This is a genomic window from Nocardia sp. NPDC050713 (assembly GCF_040654315.1).
Lineage (GTDB): Bacteria > Actinomycetota > Actinomycetes > Mycobacteriales > Mycobacteriaceae > Nocardia.
Window position 1 is genome coordinate 196,880 of the sequence record NZ_JBFAHS010000014.1, and the last position, 25,534, is coordinate 222,413.

General features: G+C 70.2%; 23 protein-coding genes. 21 read left to right on the top strand and 2 right to left on the bottom strand.

Going from position 1 to position 25,534, the window contains the following annotated elements:
- Nucleotides 1-45 precede the first annotated feature (45 nt).
- Nucleotides 46-1,614 (bottom strand): NAD(P)/FAD-dependent oxidoreductase, encoded by a 1,569-nt coding sequence (locus tag AB0H49_RS25135; protein WP_357254801.1) that lies wholly within the window; start codon nucleotides 1,612-1,614, stop codon nucleotides 46-48.
- A complete protein-coding gene (locus AB0H49_RS25140) occupies nucleotides 1,611-2,222 on the bottom strand; it encodes a GNAT family N-acetyltransferase (RefSeq protein WP_355004247.1) in 612 nt (203 codons plus the stop codon). Before AB0H49_RS25140 ends, AB0H49_RS25135 begins: the two co-directional genes overlap by 4 nt.
- 139 nt (nucleotides 2,223-2,361) lie before the next feature.
- On the opposite strand from AB0H49_RS25140, the gene AB0H49_RS25145 reads away from it, so the two are divergent.
- From AB0H49_RS25145 to AB0H49_RS25245, 21 genes are all read left to right on the top strand, one after another.
- A complete protein-coding gene (locus tag AB0H49_RS25145) occupies nucleotides 2,362-2,799 on the top strand; it encodes an SAV_6107 family HEPN domain-containing protein (RefSeq protein WP_355004248.1) in 438 nt (145 codons plus the stop codon).
- A gap of 126 nt (nucleotides 2,800-2,925) precedes the next feature.
- Nucleotides 2,926-3,351 carry a DUF3040 domain-containing protein gene (locus tag AB0H49_RS25150; protein WP_357254804.1) on the top strand — a complete coding sequence of 142 codons (426 nt, stop codon included), beginning with the start codon at nucleotides 2,926-2,928 and terminating at the stop codon, nucleotides 3,349-3,351.
- Nucleotides 3,352-3,865: 514 nt separating this feature from the next.
- Nucleotides 3,866-4,297, top strand: a complete 432-nt coding sequence (mraZ, locus tag AB0H49_RS25155; protein WP_067785767.1) for a division/cell wall cluster transcriptional repressor MraZ — start codon at nucleotides 3,866-3,868, stop codon at nucleotides 4,295-4,297.
- 219 nt (nucleotides 4,298-4,516) lie between these two features.
- Nucleotides 4,517-5,506: a 16S rRNA (cytosine(1402)-N(4))-methyltransferase RsmH gene (gene rsmH, locus AB0H49_RS25160; RefSeq protein WP_355004296.1), complete on the top strand. Its 990-nt coding sequence runs from the start codon at nucleotides 4,517-4,519 to the stop codon at nucleotides 5,504-5,506.
- 151 nt (nucleotides 5,507-5,657) lie between these two features.
- Nucleotides 5,658-6,566, top strand: a complete 909-nt coding sequence (locus tag AB0H49_RS25165) for a hypothetical protein (RefSeq protein ID WP_357254806.1) — start codon at nucleotides 5,658-5,660, stop codon at nucleotides 6,564-6,566.
- Nucleotides 6,563-8,449, top strand: coding sequence for a penicillin-binding protein 2 (locus AB0H49_RS25170; RefSeq protein ID WP_357254808.1), 1,887 nt, complete (start codon nucleotides 6,563-6,565; stop codon nucleotides 8,447-8,449). Before AB0H49_RS25165 ends, AB0H49_RS25170 begins: the two co-directional genes overlap by 4 nt.
- A gap of 155 nt (nucleotides 8,450-8,604) precedes the next feature.
- Nucleotides 8,605-10,179, top strand: coding sequence for a UDP-N-acetylmuramoyl-L-alanyl-D-glutamate--2,6-diaminopimelate ligase (locus AB0H49_RS25175; RefSeq protein WP_357254810.1), 1,575 nt, complete (start codon nucleotides 8,605-8,607; stop codon nucleotides 10,177-10,179).
- A 76-nt stretch (nucleotides 10,180-10,255) separates the two neighbouring features.
- Nucleotides 10,256-11,851, top strand: a complete 1,596-nt coding sequence (murF, locus tag AB0H49_RS25180) for a UDP-N-acetylmuramoyl-tripeptide--D-alanyl-D-alanine ligase (RefSeq protein WP_357254812.1) — start codon at nucleotides 10,256-10,258, stop codon at nucleotides 11,849-11,851.
- A gap of 76 nt (nucleotides 11,852-11,927) precedes the next feature.
- Nucleotides 11,928-13,004 (top strand): phospho-N-acetylmuramoyl-pentapeptide-transferase, encoded by a 1,077-nt coding sequence (mraY, locus tag AB0H49_RS25185; protein ID WP_067849178.1) that lies wholly within the window; start codon nucleotides 11,928-11,930, stop codon nucleotides 13,002-13,004.
- Between the two features lie 49 nt (nucleotides 13,005-13,053).
- Nucleotides 13,054-14,496, top strand: coding sequence for a UDP-N-acetylmuramoyl-L-alanine--D-glutamate ligase (murD, locus tag AB0H49_RS25190; protein ID WP_355004254.1), 1,443 nt, complete (start codon nucleotides 13,054-13,056; stop codon nucleotides 14,494-14,496).
- Nucleotides 14,493-15,941, top strand: a complete 1,449-nt coding sequence (gene ftsW, locus AB0H49_RS25195; protein WP_355004255.1) for a putative lipid II flippase FtsW — start codon at nucleotides 14,493-14,495, stop codon at nucleotides 15,939-15,941. Before murD ends, ftsW begins: the two co-directional genes overlap by 4 nt.
- Nucleotides 15,938-17,098 (top strand): undecaprenyldiphospho-muramoylpentapeptide beta-N-acetylglucosaminyltransferase, encoded by a 1,161-nt coding sequence (murG, locus tag AB0H49_RS25200; protein WP_355004256.1) that lies wholly within the window; start codon nucleotides 15,938-15,940, stop codon nucleotides 17,096-17,098. The genes ftsW and murG overlap by 4 nt, the downstream gene beginning before the upstream one ends.
- The gene (gene murC, locus AB0H49_RS25205; RefSeq protein ID WP_357254815.1) at nucleotides 17,095-18,582 is read left to right on the top strand and encodes a UDP-N-acetylmuramate--L-alanine ligase; all 1,488 of its coding nucleotides are present in this window, start codon (nucleotides 17,095-17,097) and stop codon (nucleotides 18,580-18,582) included. Before murG ends, murC begins: the two co-directional genes overlap by 4 nt.
- 6 nt (nucleotides 18,583-18,588) lie before the next feature.
- On the top strand, nucleotides 18,589-19,329 hold the full coding sequence (locus AB0H49_RS25210) for an FtsQ-type POTRA domain-containing protein (RefSeq protein WP_355004258.1): 741 nt from the start codon (nucleotides 18,589-18,591) through the stop codon (nucleotides 19,327-19,329).
- 364 nt (nucleotides 19,330-19,693) lie between these two features.
- Entirely contained in the window at nucleotides 19,694-20,941 is a 1,248-nt protein-coding gene (ftsZ, locus tag AB0H49_RS25215; protein ID WP_355004259.1) for a cell division protein FtsZ, read from the top strand.
- Nucleotides 20,942-21,146: 205 nt separating this feature from the next.
- Nucleotides 21,147-21,875 (top strand): peptidoglycan editing factor PgeF, encoded by a 729-nt coding sequence (pgeF, locus tag AB0H49_RS25220; RefSeq protein WP_355004260.1) that lies wholly within the window; start codon nucleotides 21,147-21,149, stop codon nucleotides 21,873-21,875.
- The gene (locus AB0H49_RS25225) at nucleotides 21,872-22,633 is read left to right on the top strand and encodes a YggS family pyridoxal phosphate-dependent enzyme (RefSeq protein WP_357254818.1); all 762 of its coding nucleotides are present in this window, start codon (nucleotides 21,872-21,874) and stop codon (nucleotides 22,631-22,633) included. The genes pgeF and AB0H49_RS25225 overlap by 4 nt, the downstream gene beginning before the upstream one ends.
- Nucleotides 22,634-22,822: 189 nt before the next feature.
- The gene (locus AB0H49_RS25230) at nucleotides 22,823-23,620 is read left to right on the top strand and encodes a cell division protein SepF (RefSeq protein ID WP_357254820.1); all 798 of its coding nucleotides are present in this window, start codon (nucleotides 22,823-22,825) and stop codon (nucleotides 23,618-23,620) included.
- Nucleotides 23,621-23,709: 89 nt separating this feature from the next.
- Nucleotides 23,710-24,012, top strand: a complete 303-nt coding sequence (locus tag AB0H49_RS25235; RefSeq protein WP_040705884.1) for a YggT family protein — start codon at nucleotides 23,710-23,712, stop codon at nucleotides 24,010-24,012.
- A 66-nt stretch (nucleotides 24,013-24,078) separates the two neighbouring features.
- Nucleotides 24,079-24,930, top strand: a complete 852-nt coding sequence (locus AB0H49_RS25240; protein ID WP_355004263.1) for a DivIVA domain-containing protein — start codon at nucleotides 24,079-24,081, stop codon at nucleotides 24,928-24,930.
- A 162-nt stretch (nucleotides 24,931-25,092) separates the two neighbouring features.
- Nucleotides 25,093-25,293 (top strand): hypothetical protein, encoded by a 201-nt coding sequence (locus tag AB0H49_RS25245; protein ID WP_355004264.1) that lies wholly within the window; start codon nucleotides 25,093-25,095, stop codon nucleotides 25,291-25,293.
- Nucleotides 25,294-25,534: the final 241 nt, after the last annotated feature.

Consider the following 25,534-nt stretch of genomic DNA (forward strand, 5'->3'; position numbering starts at 1 on the left):
CCTGTCGCACGCTCTCGTGTTCCGGCGTCCGCATCATCGGGTCCGTCATCGCTTGCGTGCGAAGGGGAACCGCCTGCGCCGAGCGTCGCGCAGGGCGAGCCGCGCCGCCGTCCGTCCGCTGGCGCCCGAGACGCCGCCGCCGGGATGGGTGGACGCCCCAGTCAGATACAGTCCGGGCGCATCGGGCACCCGCTGACCCGAGAGTTCCGGCAGCGGCCGCCACAGCATCATCTGGTCCAGCGACATCTCCACGTGCATCACATTGCCGCCGCGCAGCCCCATCTCCCGTTCCAGGTCGACCGGCGTCTGCACGAACCGCTCGCGCACGCTCGAGGCGAAACCCGGTGCGTACGAGTCGACCTCGGCGATGATCCGATCGCCCTCGCGATCGGCGTGCGCGGCCCAGTCGCTGCCGTCGGCCAGCCGATAGGGATGCCACTGCGCCCACAGCGAGAGCTGGTGTTCGCCCGGCGGCGCGATGCTCGGATCGAGCGCGCTGAAACTCATCGCCAGCACCACCGGCCGCGGCGGCAGATCGCCCGCCAGCGCCGCGCCGTGCGCGCGCCGCAGCTGCGCGCGGTCGGAGACGAGGAATTGCAGGCCGCGCGCGGATGCAGCCGGGGAGGCACCGGGATAACCCGGCAGCGCGTTCGTCGCGACCCGCACCACCATGCCGATGCCGGGCCCGACCCGGATGCGGCGCTGCCAGTCGTCCAGCGTCGCCTCGTCGAATCCGCCCGCGCGCAGCAGGTCCAGCGTGGTGAGGACGTGCGCGCCCGCGATCACCGCGTCGGCGCGCAGGTTCCGCCCGGACGCGGTGCGCACCACCCAGCCCGCGCCCGCGCGCCCGATCGAGGTGACGGCGTCACCCGCCGTCACCGTCGCACCGTCGGCGCGCAGCCGCGCGACCAGCGCCGCGCTCAACGCGCCACTGCCGCCGACCGCCCGCCCCGGCGGCAGCGTGTGCATCAGCGCCGCGAAGCCGACCATCGGCGCCGTGCCCGGTTCCGACATCGGCGGACCGGACTGCGCACCGAACCAGGCCAGCGACGCCTTGAGCCGTTCGTCGCGAAACAAGCTGTCCAGCAACGCGTCACCGGACTGCAGGAACTCCCTGGACAGCGCGCTGCCCCCGGCCTCGGCGTCCAGCCCCCAGAACGAGCGCAGCAGATGACCGGGCCCCGGCGCGCCGCCGAACGCGCGCATCACCCGCGCGCTGCGCGGACCCCACACCGCGACGAACCGCCGATACGCCTCGGCGTCGGCCGTCCCGCACGCCGCCGCGATGGACGCGCAGGTCGCGTCGACGTCGCGGTGGAAGACGAGCGGCGGCCGCCCCTCGGCATCGGCGGGCGTGAAACCCCACGGATCGCAATCGATATAGCGCAGTCCGAAGCGCTCCAGCTCGAGCTCCTCGACGATCCCGGTGTGCCGGATCATGATGTGCGCCGAGGAGCCGCGGTCCACCAGGTGTCCCGGGAAACGCTCGACCGTCGACACCGCGCCGCCGAGCACCTCGTCGCGCTCCAGCACCTCGACCCGATGACCCTCGCGCGCCAGATAACAGGCCGCCACCAGGGCGTTGTGGCCGGAACCGACGACCACCACGTTCACAGCGGCAGCCGCCTGCCGAGAATCGCGAAGGGCCGGTTGTCGCCCGCGAAGACGAAATGCCGGATGACGTCGGCGAATCCCTCCCTGCGGTAGAGCCGCCACGCGCGGTTCTCCTCGCCCGCCACCTCCGGCGTGGACAGCAGCACCGCGCTCTCGGTCCGGTCCTGGAGCAGCCTGCGCAGCAGAGTGGCGCCGATGCCGCGGCCCTGCGCGCTCGGGTGCACGTGCAACTCGGTCAGCTCGAAATAGTCCGAAAGCAATTCGCGCGCCGAGTGTTCCGGCCAGCCCGAGCGGCGCATCCCGCTGTGCACCTGCTGGTGCCACCACTGGTGCGGCGCGCCGCGGTAGCCGTAGGCGATGGCGACGATGGGCGAGGTGCGCAGGTCGACGCGGCCGTCCTCGTCGGGAAGCAGCGCGGCGACCGCCTGCCAGCCCGCGCGGGTGGTGTGCTCGGTCCACATCGGCGCGCGATGGTTCTCGGTGCCGCGCGGATAGTCCATCGCGGCGACATAGACCGCTAGCGCGTCGTGCAGCCGGTAGCGCAGATCCGCGACCGAGAGGTCGACGACGACGGGTGCGGGTGAGTGATGTGGCTTGACGGCTGTCATGGCTCTCGTCGGACCGCGCGGACGCGGAAAGTTGTCGGTGGGCGTCACTATATTCAAGCTCAATTCAAACGTTCGAATACCTGTTCGGTCCGCGCGGTGCACGGGGACCAGAGGTGTACGAGTGCGGAGGGACGAGCCGATGAGTCGGATCGAGCAGCCGGGCCAGCCCGGCAAGGCGGGGAAACTGCTGAAGAAGGCCGACGGACTGCTGTTGCAGGCGGCGGGGGAGACCGATCCGCGGGAGCGCTTCCGTACCGCGTACCTCGCCGCGCTGCGTGGCGCGGGCGCGGTGCTCGCGTTCACCGGCGCCGACGCCGCGCCGCGGGCCCGCTCGCGCAACGCTTGGGTGCTGTTGCAGCGCGCCGCGCCCGAGTTCGTCATGTGGGCCGATTACTTCAGCGCGCGCTCGGAACTGCGCGCCGCGCTGGAGGCCGGACTGGACCGCGAAGTGGACGAGCGGCAGGCCGACGAGTTCTCTTCGCGGGTGGGGGCATTCCTGCACGACGTGGAAGATCTGCTGAAGTCGGCCGCCCGGTTGCGGCCCGCGCCGGGATGGGGCGGAGGCATGACCGCTTAGTTATCACCGAGAAGGTGGTACGGCCCTGATCGAACTCGTATCATTGGTGACAGATAGCCGCCAAGGTCGGCTATCTGTCGCCTACCCGGAGGCGACAAGCCACGTCCTAGTGCCGGGGGAGGTACCGTGCCACTCTCCGAGCACGAGCAGCGCATGCTCGAACAGATCGAGAGCGCGCTCTATGCTGAGGATCCGAAGTTCGCCTCGTCCGTCCGCGGCGGACGCCTTCGCTCGACCTCGAGTCGTCGCAGACTCCAGGCCGCGGCCTTGTTCGTCCTCGGTCTGTTTCTACTGGTCGCCGGTATCGCCGCTCCGGTGAAGCCCGGTGGCTTTCCGATCATCAGCCTGATCGGATTCATCGTCATGTTCGGCGCCGGCGTGCTGCTGCTGCTCGGCAATTCCAAGGGCGCCGCCCGTGGCGCGCGTTCCGGCGAGGCGCCCTCCAGCGGGCCGAGCGGTGGCGGATCGAGCGGACATGGGCGTCAGCGCAAGTCCGGTGGTTTCTCCGAACGCATGGAGGATCGCTTCCGGAGACGGTTCGAGCAGGAGTAGCTCGGCTGTAGCCCCGATATCTTCATACGGCAGGCGACGCCGCACCACGCGATGGTGCGGCGTCGCCTGCTCGCGTTCAGGCCCTGCCGCGCCACGGTAGGGGACGCGTCTTCGTAGGTGATCGCCGCACTCGCACCGGCCGTGCGCGGTCTTCGTACGGACTCCCATACGGCTGTTCCTTTGGACGTACCTCCACCTTCCCCGAGACGGTTCCCACTTCTCCCCACGGCGTCCCCCACCTTCCCCCAGCACCACCCCCGATACGCTCGAGGGCCTTGGCTACCAGGGCGGTTTGCTGGATGTTTCCGGGCCGTCACGCGCCAGTGCCCGCGTGTCGGCACAACATGCAAAAAGTTCCCCACCCCGGTGATAGCTGGGATGACCTGCGAAATCGTCTCGGCGGGGAGCCAGATCACCTCCACTTTCGATTGAAAGTGGGGGAAAGTGGGGTAATGTGGAGCGCGCACTACAGGAGAGGCCATCCAGAGAGGTGATCCAGTAGGGAGGTATCGAGATGTTTCTCGGTACCTACACACCTCGACTGGATGACAAAGGGCGACTCACGTTGCCTGCGAAGTTTCGAGACGATCTGGCGGGAGGGTTGATGGTCACGAAGGGTCAGGACCACAGCCTTGCCGTGTACCCCAAGGAAGAGTTCACCGCGCTCGCTCGACGAGCCGCGGCGGCGTCTCGCAGCAATCCGCAGGCCCGCGCGTTCGTCAGGGCACTCGCGGCCGGAACCGACGAACAGCGTCCGGACGCACAGGGCCGCATCACGTTGTCAGCGGATCATCGGCGCTACGCGAACCTGGACCGGGATTGCGTGGTGATCGGCTCCGTCGACTTCCTCGAGATTTGGGACAAGCAGGCGTGGGAGTCCTACCTCGCCGAGCACGAGGAGGATTACGCGCAAGCGAGAGACGAGTCGCTGGGCGGAATCTTCTAGCCCGAGCGGACGAGTGCCACGCGGCCTCTGCCCGGACGCGGACCCTGGCGTACTTCCCCGACGCCAGGTGCCGTTGTTCGGTCAGAGACCACGGGGCATTCGTTCTCGACAGCAGCTTCTTTATCAAAAGCACTGTGGAACAAGGCGACCCGTGTGCGATGGTCGAACGTTCGGCCACCGGCGCTCGCCATCCGGTGCAAAGCGACGACGCGAGGCAGGATCCGGGAGGTCGAGGTGAACCGCGAACAGGACGGCCCCCGGCATGTCCCGGTTCTCCTGGGCCGAGCCGACGAACTGCTCGGTCCCGCGCTCACCGAGCCCGGTGCCGTCTACGTCGACGCCACCCTCGGCCTCGGCGGTCACGCCGAACACTTCCTGCGCACCTATCCCGAGCTGCGACTGGTCGGGCTGGACAGGGACACGAACGCGCTGCGCTTGGCCGAGGAGCGGCTGCGCCCGTTCGCGGACCGAATCACGTTGGTGCACACCACCTATGACGGCATCGCCGGCGCGCTGACCCAGGCCGGGCTCGATCAGCTCGGCTCGGTGAGCGGCATCCTGATGGACCTCGGTGTCTCCTCGATGCAGCTGGACGAGGCCGACCGCGGGTTCGCCTACTCCGTCGACGCCCCGCTGGACATGCGGATGGATCCGACGACCGGCATCACCGCCGCCGACGTGCTGAACACCTACAGCCACGGCGATCTCGCCAGAGTGCTGAAGACCTACGGCGAGGAGCGTTTCGCGGGGAAGATCGCCTCGGCGGTGGTGCGCCGCCGTCAGCAGCGGCCGTTCACCACGAGCGCCGAACTCGTCGAACTGCTCTACGCGACCATTCCGGCCGCGACAAGGCGGACCGGCGGTCATCCCGCCAAGCGCACTTTCCAGGCGCTGCGAGTGGAGGTGAACGGCGAACTCGACTCGCTACGCGCCGCGCTACCCGCCGCACTGGACTCCCTACGGCTCGGCGGCCGGATCGTGATCATGTCCTACCAGTCGCTGGAGGACAAGGTCGTCAAGCAGGAGCTCGCGCCGCGGATCACCTCGCGCACGCCGGTGGACCTACCGGTCGAATTGCCGGGCATGGGACCGGAATTCCGAATGCTCACCCGCGGCGCCGAGAAGGCGACCGAGCGGGAAATAGACGAGAACCCGCGGGCCGCGCCCGTGCGCATGCGGGCGGCCGAACGGATTCAGGAAAGGGGATGAGGGTGACGACATCGAGCCAGACCTCGAGTGCCGTCGCGCTCATCGGACGTCGGTCCGCGACCGGAGGCGCACCGCGCGCGCCGATCGTCGCGGGCCGCACGACGTCGACGGGGCGGGGGTGTTCTTGCGGAACAGAGGAGGCGACGACACCATGAGTATCCGGACGCGCACGGTCCAGTCGCCGGGCCGGGTCGCCCGTCGCGTGCAGGCCGCCGAGCGGGTCAAATCCGGTGCGGCGCAACGCGCCTACGCCAAGCGCAAGACGCGTGCCGAGCAGCGCGCCGACGCGGGACCGCGGCTGCCGACCCGCCGGTCGGTGATGGCCGCGCGGATACCGTTCGTCGCGGCGATCATCGCGATGCTCGGCTGTGGCCTCGCGCTCACCCTGCTGCTCACCACCAGGGCGGCCGAGGACAGTTACCAGCTCGGTGACGCCAGGGAACTCAACAGGAAGCTCTCCGAGGAGCGCGCCGCGCTGCAGCGCGAGGTCGAGTCCGCCGACTCCGCGCCCGAACTCGCCGCGCGCGCCCGCGAACTGGGCATGATCCCGGCGAAGGATCCGGCACGGCTGGTGATCGGCCCGGACGGCACCGTGACGGTGATCGGCAAGGAGACCCCGGCGCAGGGCCCGCCCGTGCCGCCGTTGAACGTCACGCCGTCCGCGCGCCCGTCTCCCCAGCCCGGGCACGCCCAGGCGCAGGGTGAGCGCGTCGTGCCGGTGTCGACCACGCCGGGCAGGCCGAGCGCCGAGCAGGCCAACGGCAACACGCCGAGCCCCACACCCGCCGCACCGGCTCCCGGGGCGGTCGCGGTTCAGCCGTCGCCGCTACCTCCGCCGCCCGCCGAGGTGCCGCAACCGGCGGCCCAGAATCCGGCAGCGCCGCAACCCGCGGCCCAGAATCCGGCAGCGGACCCGGCAGCGCCGCAGCCCGCCGCCCAAGAGCCCGCCGTGGCACCGGATCCGGCGCCGCAGCCGGTGGCGCAAGTCCCAGCCGGTCAGCAGCCCGCACCGCCGGGCGCGCAGGTCGCACCGCAAGATCAACCCGGAGGCATCCGATGACCCAGACCAGGCCCGCGCCGCGCAAGCGGCGCGGGCCGGTGGCATCGAGGCCGTCGAGATCGCGCGCCGCCGCCGATCGACCCGTTCGGCTGCGCCTCGGGGTCGGCCGGATCGTCATGCTGGTCGCGTTGGCCGTCGTCGTGCTCCAATTGCTGTGGATCCAAGGCATTTCCGCCCCCGGACTCTCGGCGCAGGCGGCCAGCCAGCGCACCGTGCGGCTGACCGACCAGGCCACCCGCGGCCCGATCACCGACCGCAACGGCAAGTCGCTCGCCTTCACCACCACCGCCGTGGAACTGCACTTCCAGCCCGTGCGGGTGCGCAAGGATCTGGAGGACGCGAAGGCCAAGAGCGACAAGGCTCCCGACCCGGACGAGCGGCTGCAAGCCATCGCCAAGACGATTCACGAGAAGCTGGGCAAGAACGCGCCGGCGGAATCGGCGTTGCTCGACAAACTGCGCAGTGACGAGACGTTCGTCTATCTGGCGCGCAATGTCGACCCGCGTGTCGCGACGGACATCACCGTGCAGTTCCCGGAGGTGGGCGCGGATTCGCAGCCGCGGCGCGAATACCCGGGCGGATCGCTGGCCGCCAACATCCTCGGCGCCACCGGGTGGGACGGGCACGGCCTGATCGGCCTGGAATCCTCGCTGGACTCGGTGCTCGCGGGCACCGACGGCTCCCACACCTACGACCGCGGTTCGGACGGCGCCGTCATTCCCGGCAGCTGGCGCGACAAGCAGCCCGCCGTGAACGGCCACGGCGTCGAGCTCACCCTCGACTCCGATCTGCAGTACTACGTGCAGCAGCAGGTGCAGCAGGCCAGGCAGATGTCCGGCGCCCAGGGCGCCTCGGCGGTGGTCCTGGACGCCAAGACGGGCCAGGTGCTCGCCATGGCCAACGACAGCACGTTCAACCCGACGCTGGGTCCGCAGAACTGGAGCTCGGCCAAGACGAGCAACCCGTCGGTGAGCGACCCGTTCGAACCCGGCTCGGTGAACAAGATCGTCACCGCGGCCGCGGCCATCGAATACGGGCTGACGCACCCCGACGAGGTCCATCAGGTCCCCGGCTCGATCCGGATGGCGGGCGTCACCGTCGGCGACGCCTGGGGCCACGGCGTCGCGCCGTACACGACCACCGGCATCTTCGCGAAGTCGTCCAACGTCGGCACCCTGATGCTGGCCCAGCGCGTCGGCGAGGATCGCTACGCGGACATGCTGTACCGCTTCGGCCTCGGCCAGCGCACCGGCGTCGGCCTGCCGGGCGAGACCGGAGGCCAGGTACCGTCGCGTGATCAGTGGTCCGGCGGGACCTTCGCCAATCTGCCCATCGGACAGGGCCTTTCGATGTCCACGCTACAGATGACGGGAATGTACCAGGCCATCGCGAACGACGGCCTGCGCATCCCGCCGCGCATCGTGAGGGCCGAGATCGCACCGGACGGCGCTCGCACCGAAGAGCCCCAGCCGGAGGGCATGCGGGTGGTCAGCCCGCAGACCGCGCAGACGCTGCGGCACATGTTCCAAGCCGTCGTGCAGCGCGATCCGATGAACGCCGACCAGAACGGCACCGGTTGGCCCGCCGCGATCGAGGGCTACCGGATCGCGGGCAAGACCGGCACCGCGCAGAAGATCGATCCGGGTTGCAAGTGCTACTCGTCCTCCAGCTACTGGATTACCTTCGCGGGCATGGCCCCCGCCGACAACCCGCGGTACGTGATCGGCATGATGCTGGACAACCCGGTGCGCAGCTCCGACGGCAGCGGCGGCCAGTCCGCGGCGCCGCTGTTCCACAGCATCGCGTCGTGGGCGCTGCAGCGCGACCGGATCCCGCCGTCGACCGCGCCCGCGGAGAAGTTCGTCCTGCAGGCCGGTGTGTGATTCCGGCATCGTCGAACGTGGTATTTCGCCCGCCCCGGCGCGCCATCGGCGCGGCAACACCGAGGCGCGTTGTTCACCGATGAGTCAGCGTCGGTAACCTGACTCGTCACCAGCAATCCGTGCCGTCTACAGATGTCCTGTCAGAGAGGAGCGAGGTGCCCGCGCAGTCCAGCCAGCCCGTGCTGCGGCCGGTCGACCCGCCGTCGACACCGCTGACCACCGTGCTGGAGCTGACCGGCGCCCGCCCGTCGGCGACGGTTCCCGGCGATCTCGTGGTCACCGGAATCGAGCAGCGTTCGAACGCGGTGCGGCCCGGCGATCTGTTCGCCGCGCTGCCCGGCTCGCAGTCGCACGGCGCGCGCTTCGCCGCCGACGCCGTCGCGCGCGGCGCGGTGGCCGTGTTCACCGACGCCGAGGGGGCCGCGCTGGCCGGGGAACTCGGCGTTCCCGTGCTGGTGCGCGAACGGCCGCGCGAGGTGCTCGGCGAACTCTCCGCGGCCCTGTACGGCAACCCCTCCGAGCGCCTGCGCATCGTCGGCATCACCGGCACCTCCGGCAAGACCACCACCTCCTATCTGGTGGAGGCGGGCCTGGCGGCGGGCGGCCTGTCCACGGCGCTGATCGGCACCATCGAGACCAGGATCGGCGGCCGCCGGGTGCCGAGCGCGCTGACCACCCCCGAGGCGCCGCAGCTGCACGCGATGTTCGCGCTGATGGTCGAGCAGGGCGTGGACGCGGTGGTGATGGAGGTGTCCAGCCACGCGCTGGCGCTCGGCCGGGTCGACGGCGTGCGCTTCGCGGTAGGCGCGTTCACCAACCTGTCCCAGGATCACCTGGACTTCCACGCCGATTTCGAGGACTATTTCGGCGCCAAGCGCAGGCTGTTCGAGCCGGGCTCGGCTGTCGCCGCGCGCACCGCGGTGATCTGCGTCGACGACGAGTGGGGCCGCAGGCTGGCCGCGAGCCTGCCCGCGCCGACCACGGTCGCGACCACCGGACCCGCGGACTGGCACGTGGCGGGCGCGGTCGCCGCGCACGGCCCGGAGCAGCGGTTCACCGCCGCCGGTCCGGACACGAATGTCGATGTGCGCCTTCGTCTTCCCGGCCGCTACAACGTCGCCAACGCGCTGCTCGCGGTGGCCGTGTGCGCTGCCGCCGGTGTCGATCCCGCCGCTGCCGCGGCCGCGCTGGCCGCCGTCGACGTGCCGGGCCGGATGCAGCGCGTCGAGCGCGGCCAGGACTTCCTCGCCGTGGTGGACTACGCGCACAAGCCCGCGGCGCTGGAGTCGGTGATCGCCACCCTGCGCGTGCACCTGGCCGCCGACAACCCGGCCGCGCCCGGGCGCCTGGCCGTGGTGGTCGGCGCGGGCGGCGATCGCGACGCGGGTAAGCGACCGCTGATGGGCGAGGTCGCGGCCAGGGGCGCCGACCTGCTCGTCATCACCGACGACAACCCGCGTTCGGAGGACCCCGCCACGATCCGGGCCGCGATCGGCGCCGGCGCGCTGGCCGTGCCCGCCGACGAGCGCGGCGAGGTCCGCGAGATCGGCGACCGGGCCGCGGCCATCGCCGCCGCGGTGGACTGGGCACGGCCCGGCGACGCCGTGCTGATCGCGGGCAAGGGCCACGAGACGGGCCAGGAGATCCAGGGTGTGAAACACCCTTTCGACGATCGCGATGTCGTGGCGGACGCCTTGTCGCGCAAGGTGGCCGCGGAGGCGCGGGCATGAACTTTCAGGCGGCACAGCATGTTCAGCGAGCACAGCGAAGTCCGCACGGGACGGACGCGGAGGACTTGACGGTTTCATGATCGAGATGACACTGCGGGAGATCGCGGAGGTCGTCGGCGGCACGCTGCACGACGTACCCGACCCGGAGGCGCGAGTCACCGGTTCGGTCGAATTCGATTCGCGCCGAATCGGTTCCGGTGGTCTCTTCCTGGCCCTGCCGGGTGAGCGAGCCGACGGACACGAGTACGCGACGGCCGCGGTGGCCGCGGGCGCCGTGGCGGTGCTCGCCGCGCGCCCGGTCGGCGTGCCCGCCATCGTGGTGACCCCGAGCCCGGGCACGGTGCCCGCGACTTCCGTTGCCCTGACCCATGATTCGGACGGCTCCGGCGCCGCGGTGCTGGCCGCGCTCGCCGCGTTGGCGCGCGCCAGCGTCGAACGGCTTGCCGCGGCGGGAGCGACGGGCCCGGAGGCGGTAGCGCAGCGTGACCACGCAGGGACCCGCGAGCGCCGCCAATCGGACACGGCCGAAGGCAGCCTGACGGTCGTCGGGGTCACCGGTTCCTCCGGCAAGACCTCGACCAAGGACCTGCTCGCCGCGGTGCTCGCGCCGCTCGGCCCGGTCGTCGCGCCGCCCGGTTCGTTCAACAACGAACTCGGCCACCCCTGGACCGCGCTGCGCGCCGACGAGAAGACGCGATTCCTGGTGCTCGAGCTCTCCGCGCGCGGGCCTGGTCACATCGCCGCGCTCGCCCGGGTCGCGCCGCCGAGCATCGGCGTCGTGCTCAATGTCGGCACCGCGCACCTCGGCGAGTTCGGCAGCCGCGAGGCCATCGCGCAGACCAAGGGCGAACTCGTCGAGGCGCTGCCCGAGACCGGTCTGGCCGTGCTCAACGCCGACGACCAGCAGGTGGCCGCGATGGCGAGTCGGACGAAAGCCAAGGTGGTTCGAGTCGGGCAGGCCGCCAACGCCGACATCAGGGCCACCGACGTGCGCCTCGATGCCGAAGCCCGCGCCGGGTTCACGCTGCACACCCCGGCGGGCAGCACGCCGATCCAGCTGGCCGTGCACGGCGAGCATCAGGTCGGCAACGCGCTGTCCGCCGTCGCGGTCGCGCTGGCCTGCGGCGCCGACCTGGACACCATCGCGCAGGCGCTGTCCGGCGCCCAGCGGGTGTCGGAGCGCCGGATGGACGTACGCACCACCGCCGACGGCGTCACCGTCGTCAACGACTCCTACAACGCCAACCCCGACTCGGTGCGCGCCGCGCTCAAGGCGCTGGTGACGATGTCGCGCGCGGGCGACGAGCCGCGGCGTAGCTGGGCCGTGCTCGGCGAGATGGCCGAACTCGGCGAGGAATCCGTGATCGAGCACGACGGCATCGGCAGGCTCGCGGTGCGTCTCGACGTGGACCGTCTCGTCGTCGTCGGCACCGGAAGGCCCTCCCGCGCGATGCACCAGGGAGCGGTGATGGAAGGCTCATGGGGCGAGGAGTCGGTCCTCGTGCCCGATATCGGCGCGGCCATCGCGCTGCTCGACGACGAGGTCGAAGCGGGCGATGTGGTGCTGGTCAAGGCGTCCAAGTCGGTCGGCCTCTGGGCGGTCGCCGAACACTTGACCGGCGCGGAACGTGCCACGGGGCGCGGGGGCAGTAGCGCGGAGGCAGGGCAGTGAGCGAGCGGAGCGAACGAACAATGGGCACAGCGGCCTTCGGTCGAACGACCGAGCCGAGTGTTAGCGAGGCGCGGTCGTGAGACAGATTCTCTTCGCGGCGGCGATCGCGCTCGCGGTGTCGATCCTGCTGACCCCGCTGCTGATCAAGTTCTTCGCCAAGCAGGGCTTCGGCCAGGAGATCCGGGTCGACGGCCCGGCCAGCCACCAGGCCAAGCGCGGCACGCCCACCATGGGCGGCGTCGCCATCCTGATCGGTATGTGGGCCGGTTACCTCGGCTCCCACCTGATCGGCATCGGCTACGACGCCGAGGGACCGACCGCGTCGGGCATGCTCGTCCTCGGACTGGCCACCGCGCTGGGCGCCGTCGGCTTCACCGACGACTTCATCAAGCTGCGCAAGCAGCGCAACCTCGGTCTCACCGCCGCGGGCAAGTACATCGGCCAGCTCACCTCGGCCGTCATCTTCGGTGTGCTCGCGCTCCAGTTCCGCGGCGAGAACGGTTTGACGCCTGCCAGCCGCCACCTGTCCTACGTGCGCGACATCAACACGGTGTCGGCCGGGGTGATCATCTTCCTGGCGTTCGTGTGCTTCGTGGTCGTCGCCTGGTCCAACGTCGTGAATCTCACCGACGGTCTGGACGGACTCGCCGCGGGCTCGATGAGCCTGGTGCTCGGCGGCTACGTGATCATCACGTTCTGGCAGTACTACCACGCGTGCGCGACCAAGCCCGAGACCGGTTGCTACAACGTGCGCGACCCGCTGGACCTCGCGCTGGTCTGCGCGGCGGGCGCCGCGGCGTGCATCGGCTTCCTGTGGTGGAACGCCGCGCCCGCCAAGATCTTCATGGGCGACACCGGGTCGCTGGCGCTCGGCGGTCTGCTGGCGGGCATCTCGATCACCACCCGCACCGAGCTGCTGATGATCGTGATGGGCGCGCTGTTCGTCGCCGAGGGCGTGTCGGTGGTGTTGCAGGTGGCGGTGTTCCGCACCACCCGCAACCGGCTGTTCAAGATGGCGCCGTTCCATCATCACTTCGAGCTCAGCAAATGGGCCGAGACGACTGTGATCATTCGGTTCTGGCTCTTGGCCGCCATGGCCTCCGCAGTCGGCCTCGGTCTGTTCTACAGCGAATACCTCTCCGCGGTCGGGTGAATTAGCGATGGTCGAACATTCTCCGCGGGCCCTGCGATCTCCGGGGCCCATGCTCGAATTCCTCCGTGGCCGTGACGTGCTCGTCGCGGGCTGGGGCGTCTCCGGCCGCTCGCTGGTGGAACCGCTGCGCGATATCGGCGCGCATCCGGTTGTCACCGACGCGGGCGCGAAGGCGCTCGCCGAGGCGTCCGAACTCGGCTTGGAGGTGGCCACCTGCGTCGACCTGGAGTCCGCCGATCTGAGCCGCTTCGCGCTGGTGATCACCAGCCCGGGCTGGCGGCCGGACTCGCCGGTCCTGGTCTCCGCGGTCACCGAGGGCATCCCGGTGTGGGGCGACGTCGAATTCGCCTGGTGGGTCGATCAAGCCAGGATCTACGGGCCGGTCCGCAAGTGGCTGGTCATTACCGGGACCAACGGCAAGACCACCACCACCCAGATGACCCACGCCATCCTGCGCGCCGCGGGCATCGCCAGCGTCGCCTGCGGCAACATCGGCACCCCGATCCTGGACGCGCTGCGCCGCAATCCCGGCCCGCAGGTGCTCGCGGTGGAACTGTCCTCGTTCCAGCTGCACTGGGCGCCGTCGGTGCGGCCGGAGGCCGGCGTCGTGCTGAATGTGGCCGAGGATCACCTGGATTGGCACGGCGGCCTGGACGCCTACGCGGCCGCCAAGGCGCGGGCGCTGGTCGGGCGGGTCGGCGTGGTCGGCCTGGACGATCCGGTGGCGGCCTCGCTGGCCCGTCGCTCCAAGGCCCGCCGCACCGTCGGCTTCCGCATCGGCGTGCCCGCCGACGGCGAACTCGGCGTGGTGGACGGCAAACTGCTCGATCGCGCGTTCACCAAGGCCGCGATTCTCGCCGAGGTCGGCGACATCAGCCCGCAGGGACCGGCGGGCGTCGCCGACGCGCTGGCCGCCGCCGCGCTGACCAGGGCCATCGACGTGGCGCCGCAGTTCGTCAAGGAGGGACTGCAGGAGCACAAGGTCGGCCCGCACCGGGCGGCCTTCGTGCGCGAGCTGGCCGGCGTCGATTTCATCGATGACTCCAAAGCCACGAATCCGCACGCCGCGCGATCGTCGATCCTGGCGCACCCGCACGTCATCTGGATCGCGGGCGGGCAGCTCAAGGGCGCCGGTGTGGAAGACCTGATCGAGGAGGTCGCCGACCGGCTCGTCGCCGCGGTGCTCATCGGGTCCGACGCGCCGGTGCTCGCGGCCGCGTTGGCGCGACACGCGCCCGAGGTCCCGGTCGTCGAGGTGCGCGCGGGGGACGATGCTGTGATGGCTGACGACCCGTCGAGATCCGACAAGGCCGACGCCGTCATGGCGCAAGCCGTCCGCGCCGCCGCCGAATTCGCCCGCTCGGGTGACACCGTGCTGCTGGCGCCCGCGGCGGCCTCCCTCGATATGTTCGCCGATTACACCCACCGCGGACGCAGTTTCGCCACCGCGGTGCACACGCTGGAAGACGGTGACATCGGGCGGCGGCTATGACGGAGACGACGCGAGTGCCCGCGGCCAGGTTCGTTGCTTGGCTGGCGCGCCCGCTCGCGTCGTTCCATCTGATCGTCACCATCGCCACCCTGCTCACCGTGCTCGGACTGGTGATGGTGCTGTCGGCCTCCAGCGTCGAGGCCTATGCCGAGCGCGGATCGGCGTACTCGCTGTTCGTCCAGCAGGCCATGTTCGCGGCCATCGGCTGCGTGCTGTTCTATGTCGCGCTGCGCATTCCGATGCGCAGGCTGCGGCAGTGGTCGTTCCCGGTGTTCGCGCTGTCGGTGCTCGCGTTGGTGCTGGTGCTGATTCCCGGCATCGGCAGCGAGGTGCAGGGCTCGCGGCGCTGGATCGACCTCGGCGCGGTGTCGGTGCAGCCCTCCGAGATCGTCAAGGTGACGCTGGTCGTGTGGGGCGCGCACCTGCTCGCCTCGCGCCGGTCGGAGCAGGCGGCGCTGAAAGACATTCTGGTGCCGCTGGTTCCGGCGGGCATGCTGGTGTGTCTGCTCGTGGTGCTCGAGCCCAACCTGTCCACCACCATCGCGCTCGGCATCGTGCTCGCGGCGCTGCTGTGGTTCGGCGGGCTGCCGGTGCGGCTGTTCGTCACCATCGCGGTGTCCGGCGTCGTGGCCGCGGCGGTGCTCGCCCTCTCCGCGGGTTATCGCTCGGACCGCATGCGCGCCTTCTTCAATCCCGGCGAGGACCCGCAGGGCATCGGCTATCAGGCGCGGCAGGCGCAGTACTCGCTGGCCGACGGCGGCATCTGGGGCCGCGGGCTCGGGCAGAGCCGGGCCAAGTGGAGCTACCTGCCCAACTCGCACAACGACTTCATCTTCGCCATCATCGGCGAGGAACTCGGCTTTCTCGGCTGCGCGCTGGTGCTCGGGCTGTTCGCGCTGTTCGTCTACACCGGTCTGCGCATCGCCAGCCGGTCGGTGGACCCGTTCCTGCGGCTGCTCACCGCGACCGCGACCACCTGGATCACCGCGCAGGCGCTGATCAACGTCGGTTACGTGGTCGGCTTGCTTCCGGTGACCGGTCTGCAGCTGCCGCTGGTCTCGGCGGGAGGTTCCTCGCTGGCCATTACGTTGTTCATGTTCGGCATCATCGCCAACGCCGCACGGCACGAGCCGGAGGCGGTGTCGGCGCTGCAGGCCGGGCAGGACGGGCGGTTCAGCCGTCTGCTCCGACTACCCAAGCCCGAGGTGTACTCGCCCGCCAAGGCGGAGGCGGCCAGGGCGCGCAACGCCGCCAAGGCCGCCGCGCAGCGGGCCCGCACCGAGCGGTCCAAGTCGCGCCAAGCGCCGCCGCGGCGCGGACAATCCGGCGGGCAGCCGCGACGCCGCTCGCCGGAGAGCCGGGGCACCAGTTCGCTGCGTGCCACCAGGGCTTGGGAGCCGAACTATCCGATGCCACACGCTAGAGAACGGGGAAGATCCAGGTGAATGCGGGACCCGGGAGTACCGCCGACGCAACACAGCGGTCCGCGAAGGGATCCGGGCTTTCGGTGATCGTGGCGGGCGGTGGCACGGCCGGACATGTCGAACCGGCCCTCGCCGTGGCGGACGCGCTGCGGCGCCTCGACGATTCGATCCGGGTGACGGCACTGGGCACCGAACGCGGTCTGGAGACCCGGCTGGTGCCCGAGCGCGGCTATCCGCTCGAACTGATCCCGCCGGTGCCGTTGCCGCGCAAGCCGACCGCGGATCTGCTGCGGCTGCCCGGCCGGGTGCGCGCCGCGGTGGCCCAGACCAGGGCCGTCATCGATATGGTGCGGGCCGACGTCGTCATCGGCTTCGGCGGCTATGTCGCGCTGCCCGCCTACCTGGCCGCGGGCCGGGGAGTGCTGCGGCGCAGGCGCGCGGTGCCGGTCGTCGTGCACGAGGCCAACGCGAAGGCGGGCATCGCGAACAAGGTCGGCGCCCGGCGCGCCGCGCGGGTGCTCGCCGCGGTGCCGGATTCCGGCCTGCCGCGCGCCGAGGTCGTCGGCATCCCGGTCCGCGAGGCCATCACCTCGCTGGATCGCCCGGCGCTGCGCGCCGAGGCCCGCGCGCACTTCGGCCTGCCCGCCGAGGGGCCGGTGCTGCTGGTGTTCGGCGGATCGCAGGGCGCGCGCAGCCTGAACGAGGCGGTGTCGGGCGCCGCGCCGCAGCTGGCGGCGGCGGGCGTCTCGGTGCTGCACGCGCACGGCCCGAAAAACACACTCGAGGTCGCCGCGGGCGACGACGCCGCGCGCTACGTGGCGGTGCCGTATCTGTCCAGGATGGATCTGGCCTACGCCGCCGCCGACGCGGTGGTGTGCCGGTCCGGCGCGATGACGGTCGCCGAGGTGTCCGCCGTCGGCCTGCCCGCGTTCTACGTGCCGCTGCCGCACGGCAACGGCGAACAGGAATTCAATGCCCGTCCCGTGGTCGCACAGGGCGGTGGCAGAATTGTCCCCGATGCCGAACTGTCCGCGAAGTACGTGATCGACGAGGTGATACCGCTGCTCATGGACCCCGCACGGTTGACCGAGATGGGCCGCGCCGCGGCAGGCGCCGGGCACCGCGACGCCGCCGACGAAGTGGCGCGGATCGTGGTGGAATTGGGGCGGGGCCGATGACCGACGAGCGTTCGGCACTGCCGCCCGAGCTGGAGCGGGTGCACATGGTGGGCATCGGCGGCGCCGGGATGTCCGGCATCGCCCGCATCCTGCTCTCCCGCGGCGGCTCGGTGTCGGGTTCGGACGCCAAGGAGAGCCGCGGCGTGCTCGCGCTGCGTGCTCGCGGCGCGCAGGTCAACATCGGTCACGACGCGGCCGCGCTCGATCTGCTGCCCGGCGGCCCGACCGCGGTGGTGACCACCTACGCGGCCATCCCGAAGACCAATCCCGAGCTGGTGGAAGCGAATCGGCGCGACATCCCGGTGCTGCTCCGCCCCGCGGTGCTGGCCTCACTGATGCGCGGGCACCGCACCCTGCTCGTCTCGGGCACGCACGGCAAGACGTCGACGACCTCGATGCTGATCGTCTCGCTGCAGCACTGCGGCCTGGATCCGTCCTTCGCGGTCGGCGGCGAACTCAACGAGGCGGGCACCAACGCCCACCACGGCACCGGCGAGGTCTTCGTTGCCGAGGCCGACGAGAGCGACGGCTCGCTGCTGCAGTACGACCCCGACGTCGCGGTGGTCACCAACATCGAGTCCGATCACCTCGACTTCTTCGGCACCGACGCCGCCTACGTGCAGGTCTTCGACGATTTCGCGGACCGGCTCGCCGCGGGCGGCCTGCTGGTGGTGTGCCTGGACGATCCGGGCTCACGGGCGCTGGCCGAGCGGGTCGGAACCCGTTTGGCGGACAAGGGCGTTCGGGTGCTCGGCTACGGCTCCGGCGAACTCGCCGACGCCCCGGTCCCGGTCGGCGTCCGGCTGCACAGCTGGGAGCCGCGCGACGTGGGCGGGCTCGCTCAATTCCAGCTGGCCGACGAACCCGCGCCGCGCACGCTGCGACTCTCGGTGCCTGGGCGGCACATGGCGCTCAACGCGCTGGCCGCGCTGCTCGCGGCGCGGGCGGCGGGCGCCGACGTGGACGAGATCCTCCAGGGCCTGGAGGGTTTCGGCGGCGTGCACCGGCGGTTCCAGTTCGTCGGCAGGGAGAACGGCGTGCGGGTCTTCGACGACTACGCGCACCATCCCACCGAGGTGCGCGCGGTGCTCGGCGCCGCGGCCGAACTGGTGCAGCAGGAGGCGCGCGACGGCGCGCGGTCGCGCCAGGGCCGGGTGATCGTGGTCTTCCAGCCGCACCTGTACAGCCGCACCGCCACCTTCGCCGAGGACTTCGGCGTCGCGCTGAGCCTGGCCGACGAGGTCGTCGTGCTGGACGTCTACGGCGCGCGGGAGAAGCCGCTGCCCGGCGTGAACGGTGCGCTCGTCGCCCAGTCGGTCACCAAACCCGTGCATTACCAACCGGATATGTCCCAGGTCGGACGCCAGGTGGCCGGGCTCGCGCTGCCTGGCGATGTCGTGATCACGATGGGCGCGGGCGATGTCACCATGCTCGGCAGCCAGATACTCGACGGGCTACGGGCGCGTCCCCAGTACGGGCGGTGAGCCGCGATGCGGCCGGGGGGTGAGCGGCGCGCGGCCGCGAGCTGGCTCGATCGGTTCGACCTGCTGCGCCGCCCCGGCGGTCCGGCCCGGCTGCGCCGGATGCGGCTGTGGGGATTGCTGGGCGTGTGCGTGCTTACCGTCGTCCTGTTGATCTCCTGGTTCACGCCGGTGCTCTCGGTGCGCACCGTCGAGATCGAAGGGCTCGTCGAGGTGCAGGAGGCGCAAGTGCGCGAGCGACTCGAAATTCCTTCGGGCCGCTCGATGTTGCGCATCGATACCGACGCCATGGCGCGGCGGGTGGCGAGTATCCCGAAAGTCAGTTCGGCGCGGGTGCAGCGGGTGTACCCGTCGACCGTCAAGGTGACCATTGTCGAGCGGTCGCCGGTGTTGTTCTTCGAGACCGAGGAAGGCGCGCATCTACTGGATGCCGAAAGCGTCGAATTCGCCATCGAGGCCGCGCCCATCGGGGTGCCGAAGTTGATCACCGATCGACCCGGCGGCGCCGATCCGTTGACCCGCGCGGCGGTCGCGGTGCTCGCGGTATTGCCGCCCGCCCTGAATATCCAGGTGGGCGAGGTTGTCGCACGGTCGATTTCGGATATCTCCTTGAATCTGCACGACGGGCGCACGGTACTCTGGGGCAGTGCGAACGATGCCGAACGCAAGGCGGCCGTGGTGTTGCCGCTGTTGACGCGGGAGGGAACGGTGTTCGACGTGTCGAGCCCGAATCTGGTCACGGTAAAGTGATCGACACCCATTGTGCCCAGGGAATTTTCGGGGGCGCTCTGCCGCGAGGCGCAGGGCCGTCGCCGGGATGGGGCTCGGGGGGCAACCGTCCAACCATACGGTGTGTGAAGTGGCGACCGAGAGGGATCACACAAGATTCTGTCACTCGTGTCGGCGCGCCTGCGCCCGTATCGCGGCGGCTGCGAATAGCGTTCCGCACCAGTCGGATACTTGACATAACGCTAACCCTGTGGTTGAGGTTTAGGGTTTGCCCGGCCGCGGATCGTGGAGTGAACCGGTCCCGGGCAAAACAACCGAGGATGCCATAGCGAAATGTCCTGAGTCCGAAAATGACAGGCTTTAGATCGAAGGAAGGCGAGAGCCCATGACGCCCCCGCACAACTACCTTGCGGTGATCAAGGTCGTCGGTATCGGCGGCGGCGGCGTGAATGCCGTCAACCGGATGATCGAACAGGGACTCAAGGGAGTCGAGTTCATCGCGGTCAACACCGACGCGCAGGCGCTGCTGATGAGCGATGCCGACGTCAAGCTCGACGTCGGCCGTGAACTCACCCGCGGTCTCGGCGCGGGTGCCGACCCGGAGGTCGGCCGCAAGGCCGCCGAGGACCACAAGGACGAGATCGAAGAGGTGCTCAAGGGCGCCGACATGGTCTTCGTCACCGCGGGCGAGGGCGGCGGCACCGGTACCGGTGGCGCGCCGGTCGTCGCGAGCATCGCGCGCAAGCTCGGCGCGCTCACCATCGGCGTGGTCACCCGGCCGTTCTCCTTCGAGGGCAAGCGCCGCGGCAACCAGGCCGAGGTGGGCATCAACCTGCTGCGCGAGTCCTGCGACACCCTCATCGTCATCCCGAACGACCGGCTCCTGCAGCTCGGCGACGCCGCGGTCAGCCTGATGGACGCCTTCCGCTCCGCCGACGAGGTGCTGCTCAACGGTGTTCAGGGCATTACCGATCTGATCACCACCCCTGGTCTGATCAACGTCGACTTCGCCGACGTCAAGAGCGTCATGTCCGGCGCGGGCAGCGCGCTCATGGGCATCGGCTCGGCGCGCGGCGAGGGCCGGTCGGTGAAGGCGGCCGAGGCGGCGATCAACTCGCCGCTGCTCGAGGCATCGATGGACGGAGCGCACGGCGTGCTGCTCTCCATCGCGGGCGGGTCGGACCTCGGTCTGTTCGAGATCAACGAGGCGGCCTCGCTGGTACAGGAAGCCGCGCACATCGAGGCCAACATCATCTTCGGTACCGTCATCGACGATTCGCTCGGCGACGAAGTGCGGGTCACCGTGATCGCGGCCGGATTCGACGGCGGCGGCCCGGCCCGGCGCACCTTCGACCCGGCGACCGTTCGCGGTTCGATCGGTTCGGGACGGGCGGGCGAGATCGGCCAGAGCAGCAGGCCGAGCGAGATCGCCGCGTCCACGCGCAGCACCGACACCACTTCGGCGGGCACCTCGAGCAGCGTGACCCGCGGCGCCGTGCCGAGCTACCACAGCGAGCGCGTCCGGCCCGCCGAGCCGACGGTCTCGCACAACAGCCGCTCCCACATCCAGCCCCCGGACGACGGCGGTGACGACGATGACGATGTCGACGTGCCGATCTTCATGCGCCGCTGATCCGATCGTCCCGGGTGCACCGGGACGACGGTCGCGGGCCGCGGGCGGTTGTCGCGCGAGGTGAGGTTCGCCGCACGGCGTGCCGTCCCGCGCCGCGCCGCATACGCGAATCCGCCGACCGAGCACGAGGATTCGCCGAGCGCGCGGTTCGACGCCCGTTGCGCGAGCCGCCGCGGCACCCTCCGAAGCCACTAGGCTCGGAGGCATGACTGCTGCCCACACACTCACCGTCCGACGGGTCACGACGACCAGGGCGGGCGGCTTCTCCGCCCCGCCCTACGACTCGTTCAACCTCGGCGACCACGTGGGCGACGATCCGGCGGCCGTGCGCCGCAACCGCGAGCGCCTCGCCGCGGGCATCGGCCTCACCCCGGACCGGCTGGTCTGGATGGAGCAGATCCACGGGCGCGCCGTCGAAATCGTCGACGGCCCCCGCACCGAGCCGGTGCCCGCCACCGACGCTCTCGTCACCACCGTGCCGAACCTGGCGCTGGTCACACTCAGCGCCGACTGCGTTCCGATCCTGCTCTCCGACGACGAGGCTGGCGTCATCGCCGCCGTGCACGCCGGCCGTATCGGCGCGCGCATCGGCATCGTGCCGCGCGTGCTGGACGCGATGGTGTCGGTGGGCGCCAGGCTCGACCGGGTCGGCGCGTTCCTCGGCCCGGCCGCCTCGGGCAGGCAGTACGAGGTGCCCGCCGCTATGCGCGACGATGTGGAAAAGCACCTGCCGGGCAGCGCGACGACCACCGTGCGCGGTACGCCCGCGCTCGACCTGCGCGCGGGAATCCGCAGGCAACTGACCGAGGCGGGGATCGCCGCGGTCGCCGAGGACCCGCGCTGCACCATCGAGGACAAGACGCTCTTCAGCCACCGCCGTGGCGCGCCGACCGGACGCATCGCGGGCGTGATCTGGATCGAGGGGCCGCGATGACCTGGCCCGGTGAAACGACGGAAACCGTTGCGGCACAGTCCGACGCGCGCACCGCGGAGCTGGCGGGCAGGCTGGACGGTCTGCTCGAGCGGATCGATGCCGCGTGCCGGGCGTCGGGGCGCGAGCCGGGTTCGGTGCGTTTGCTGCCGGTGACGAAGTTCTTTCCGGCCGCCGACGTCGCGATTCTGTACGGCCTCGGCCGTAGGGAGTTCGGTGAATCGCGCGAACAAGAGGCCACCGCGAAGGTCGCGGAACTGGGCAACCGCCCGGATATCCGCTGGCACATGATCGGTCGCCTGCAGCGCAACAAGGCCAAAGTGGTCGCGCGCTGGGCACACACCGTGCATTCGGTAGACAGCGAACGGTTGGCAACGGCTCTTGACAGGGGTGCGATCGCCGCGCTGGAGGCGAACGAGCGCACCGAGCCGCTGCGGGTGTTGCTCCAGGTGAGCCTGGACGAAGACCCGGAGCGAGGCGGCGTCACCGAAGATGATCTCGAGCGCCTCGCGGACCATGTCGCGGCGGCGGAAGGACTGCAGCTCGGAGGCCTGATGGCGATTCCGCCACTCGACGCCGAGCCTCATAGCGCCTTTGCGCGGCTTGCGACTTTGCACACGCGGCTACTCGCCCGTCACCCCGCCGCAACCGAGCTTTCCGCAGGTATGTCGGGTGATCTGGAATCGGCGATCGAACACGGCTCGACGGTTGTGCGTGTCGGTACCGCCCTGATGGGTACTCGACCGATAACCTCGGGCTAGCAAAGAAACCTCATCAGTCACATTCGACACATAAGATTGGGACAGACGAGGGCTGAGCAAGACTTCAACACCCGGCCGCCACCGGGGCCGAAGGAAGGTCGACCAGAATGAGCGAGCGCAGCGAGCATGGACTCGACGCAGCCACCATCGTGGTCATCACCGAGTCGAGCGACGGGGAGGGGTAAGTGTATGAGCACGCTGCATAAGTTCAAGGCGTACTTCGGCATGGTGCCGCTCGAGGATTACGAAGACGATTACGTCGACGATCGCGCCCCGCGCGCGACCGAGCGCGGTGGCGCGCGCCCGCGCAACTACTCCGATCGCGGCGGCTACGGCGCCGACCGGTACACCGAAGATCGTTACGGCGCAGACCGTTTCGGCCAGGACCGGTTCGACGAGGACGCCGACTACCCCGAGCCCGCCTACAAGTCGCCCTACCAGGCCGGCTACCCGGCGGCGCGCCGCGACGAGTACGCCGACGAGCCCTACGGCGACGAGCGCTACGAGTCGTCGCGGCGTCCCACCCGTATCGATGCGGCCGGGTCGTCCGGCCGGTTCCGAACGGGCGGCGGCGCAGGCATGTTGCGGGGAGCCACCAGGGGTGCGCTCGCCGTCGATCCCGACGCCGAGGAGCGGCGGCTCGAGGAGCGCGTGCGCCCCGAGCCCGCACCCGCTCGCCGGCCGGGGATCTTCGAGGACGGAGGCCCCTTGTCCAAGATCACGACGCTGCGCCCGCGCGATTACAGTGAGGCCCGCATCATCGGCGAGCGTTTCCGCGAGGGAAATCCGGTGATCATGGACCTGGTCGATCTGAGCAACGCCGACGCCAAGCGGCTCGTCGACTTCGCGGCCGGCCTAGCCTTCGCCCTGCGCGGCTCGTTCGACAAGGTGGCGACCAAAGTGTTCCTGCTCTCACCGGCCGATGTCGACGTATCAGCCGAGGAGCGGCGCAGGATCGCCGAAACGGGCTTCTACAACCAGAAATAGCGGTCTGATCCGGGGGGTTCGTCGGTCTTGTCGCGCGCGGGGCGGTGTGGTCATTTTGCGCAACGCCGATTTTCGGGCAGAGTGAAGTCGTGGCCTTGTTCGCGGTGCTGTACTTCGTACTGTTCATCTTCTGGCTGTTGCTGATCAGCCGGGTGATCGTCGAGTTCGTTCGTAGCTTCGCCCGTGACTGGCGACCGACCGGTGTCGTTGTCGTCGTCCTGGAGGTGATCTTCACGATCACGGACCCTCCGGTGAAACTACTGAGACGGCTGATACCACCGGTGTCCCTGGGGGGAATTCGCCTGGATCTGTCGATTATGGTCCTGCTATTCATCGTCTTCATCCTGATGTCGATCGTGAGCAGGCTCGGGCAACCGGTAGCTCCGGTGTGACAGAATGGGCCAAGATACCTTGCTAGATCTGCTCGATCTCCAAAAGACGCGTGAAGGGATCCTTCCATGCCGCTGACCCCAGCCGATGTGCACAACGTCGCGTTCAGCAAACCGCCGATCGGGAAGCGCGGCTACAACGAGGATGAAGTCGATGCCTTCTTGGATCTCGTGGAGCAGGAGCTCTCGCGTCTGATCGAGGAGAACGCCGACCTGCGCCAGCGGGTCGCCGAACTCGATGCGGAACTGGCCGACGCCAAGAAGAACCGGCAGGCGGCCCCGGCAACGGTCAAGGCCCCGGTACAGCAGGCTCCGCCTCCTGAACCGATCAAACCCCCGGTGCCCGCACCGCCGCCGGCCCCGATGCCCGCGGCCGCTCCCGCGCCGAAGGACGCCCCCGGCGCCGACGCGAACCTGCAGGCGGCCAAGGTCCTCAGCCTCGCCCAGGAGATGGCGGACCGGCTGACCAGCGACGCGAAGACCGAGGCGGAGAACCTGCTCTCCAACGCGCGGGCGAACTCCGAGCGACTGGTCGGCGACGCCAGGACCCGGTCCGAGGCGATGATCGCGGACGCCCGGCAGAAGTCGGACGCGATGCTGTCGGACGCGCAGACCCGCTCGGACAGCCAGCTGCGTCAGGCCAAGGAGAAGGCCGACGCGCTGCAGGCCGACGCCGAGCGCAAGCACACCGAGATCATGGCGACCATCACCCAGCAGCGCAGCGTGCTGGAGAGCCGGATCGAGCAGCTCAAGACCTTCGAGCGCGAGTACCGCGTGCGGCTGAAGTCGTACCTGGAGTCGCAGCTCGAGGAGCTGGAGAACCGCGGCTCGGCGGTCCCGGTGGACGGCGGCGAGGCGTTCGCCGACACGAACACCGCGAGCAACCTCGCGCCCGCCTCGTTCGCCAAGGGCGGCAAGTAATACCACCCTCGGCGGTCCTGCGCCGTCGCGAAAGCAGTTGTTCGAGTCGTCATCAGAGGTAAAGTCGAATCGCCTGGCATGCCCGGCGGACCCAGCCGGACGACGCGTGTCACAGCCCGTGCATGGCCGTAGCGAAGGCGGAGGTACGCCGAGGGGGTCATCATGCTCGTTCTGACACTCGTCCTGGCGGCGATCGGCTTCGCCCTGCTCGTCACGGCGCTGACCACCGGGTCGGTGCTGTGGGCGTGGGGGTGCATCGTCGTCTGCGTCATCGGCGCGGTGCTGCTGCTGGCGAGCGCGCTGTCCATGCGCAGCCCGGAGAACGGCGCACCACCGCCGCCGGGGCGGCACGCCAAACGCTGAGGCCGGGCGCGGGGAATATCGCTTGCCCCGGCTGGTTAGAATCGAAACAGAACGGCGTCGATCCGGCCATCACCGGGGAGCCTTCGGAAGAACGGCGCCGAGGCGCTCAGTAGAACCGAACGGGTGAGCCCGTCACAGCTCACAACGAGTGGTCCGGCGGCCCCGGTGGGGCAGACCAGGACAAACGGGGTGGTACCGCGGTTTCGGCGCACCGAGCGCCGGGGTCGTCCCCGTGCCAACC

Excerpts from the sequence above, each read along its gene's own strand:
- AB0H49_RS25140 (WP_355004247.1), bottom strand. The coding sequence starts at position 2,222 with ATGACAGCCGTCAAGCCACATCACTCACCCGCACCCGTCGTCGTCGAC.
- AB0H49_RS25145 (WP_355004248.1), top strand. The coding sequence starts at position 2,362 with ATGAGTCGGATCGAGCAGCCGGGCCAGCCCGGCAAGGCGGGGAAACTG.
- mraZ (WP_067785767.1), top strand. The coding sequence starts at position 3,866 with ATGTTTCTCGGTACCTACACACCTCGACTGGATGACAAAGGGCGACTC.
- AB0H49_RS25165 (WP_357254806.1), top strand. The coding sequence starts at position 5,658 with ATGAGTATCCGGACGCGCACGGTCCAGTCGCCGGGCCGGGTCGCCCGT.
- AB0H49_RS25170 (WP_357254808.1), top strand. The coding sequence starts at position 6,563 with ATGACCCAGACCAGGCCCGCGCCGCGCAAGCGGCGCGGGCCGGTGGCA.
- murF (WP_357254812.1), top strand. The coding sequence starts at position 10,256 with ATGATCGAGATGACACTGCGGGAGATCGCGGAGGTCGTCGGCGGCACG.
- murD (WP_355004254.1), top strand. The coding sequence starts at position 13,054 with ATGCTCGAATTCCTCCGTGGCCGTGACGTGCTCGTCGCGGGCTGGGGC.
- ftsW (WP_355004255.1), top strand. The coding sequence starts at position 14,493 with ATGACGGAGACGACGCGAGTGCCCGCGGCCAGGTTCGTTGCTTGGCTG.
- murC (WP_357254815.1), top strand. The coding sequence starts at position 17,095 with ATGACCGACGAGCGTTCGGCACTGCCGCCCGAGCTGGAGCGGGTGCAC.
- AB0H49_RS25210 (WP_355004258.1), top strand. The coding sequence starts at position 18,589 with ATGCGGCCGGGGGGTGAGCGGCGCGCGGCCGCGAGCTGGCTCGATCGG.
- ftsZ (WP_355004259.1), top strand. The coding sequence starts at position 19,694 with ATGACGCCCCCGCACAACTACCTTGCGGTGATCAAGGTCGTCGGTATC.
- pgeF (WP_355004260.1), top strand. The coding sequence starts at position 21,147 with ATGACTGCTGCCCACACACTCACCGTCCGACGGGTCACGACGACCAGG.
- AB0H49_RS25225 (WP_357254818.1), top strand. The coding sequence starts at position 21,872 with ATGACCTGGCCCGGTGAAACGACGGAAACCGTTGCGGCACAGTCCGAC.
- AB0H49_RS25230 (WP_357254820.1), top strand. The coding sequence starts at position 22,823 with ATGAGCACGCTGCATAAGTTCAAGGCGTACTTCGGCATGGTGCCGCTC.
- AB0H49_RS25240 (WP_355004263.1), top strand. The coding sequence starts at position 24,079 with ATGCCGCTGACCCCAGCCGATGTGCACAACGTCGCGTTCAGCAAACCG.
- AB0H49_RS25245 (WP_355004264.1), top strand. The coding sequence starts at position 25,093 with ATGCTCGTTCTGACACTCGTCCTGGCGGCGATCGGCTTCGCCCTGCTC.